The organism is Ectobacillus funiculus (assembly GCF_004138295.1).
In the GTDB taxonomy this organism is placed as follows: domain Bacteria; phylum Bacillota; class Bacilli; order Bacillales; family Bacillaceae_G; genus Ectobacillus; species Ectobacillus funiculus.
Genome location: NZ_SCFM01000133.1, coordinates 1 through 284, shown reverse-complemented (window position 1 = coordinate 284; position 284 = coordinate 1). Strand labels below are relative to the sequence as shown.

Sequence of the window (284 nt, the reverse complement as noted above, 5' to 3'; positions counted from 1 at the left end):
ACAGACGATTGTCCTTCGGTTGAACTATTGAAGAATGTATGGTGGGCCTAAATGGACTCGAACCATCGACCTCACGCTTATCAGGCGTGCGCTCTAACCAGCTGAGCTATAGGCCCACAAAAGCGGGTGATGAGAATCGAACTCACGACATCAGCTTGGAAGGCTGAGGTTTTACCATTAAACTACACCCGCATTTTTATAGTAGCGGCGGAGGGGATCGAACCCCCGACCTTACGGGTATGAACCGTACGCTCTAGCCAGCTGAGCTACACCGCCATGATATA

General features: G+C 50.7%; 3 tRNA genes. All 3 read right to left on the bottom strand.

Annotated elements, in window-relative coordinates:
* Positions 1 to 39: 39 nt before the first annotated feature.
* Positions 40 to 116 (bottom strand) — tRNA-Ile (locus EP737_RS25195).
* Between the two features lie 5 nt (positions 117 to 121).
* Positions 122 to 192: transfer RNA gene (locus tag EP737_RS25190), tRNA-Gly, on the bottom strand.
* A 10-nt stretch (positions 193 to 202) separates the two neighbouring features.
* Positions 203 to 276 (bottom strand) — tRNA-Met (locus EP737_RS25185).
* Positions 277 to 284 lie beyond the last annotated feature (8 nt).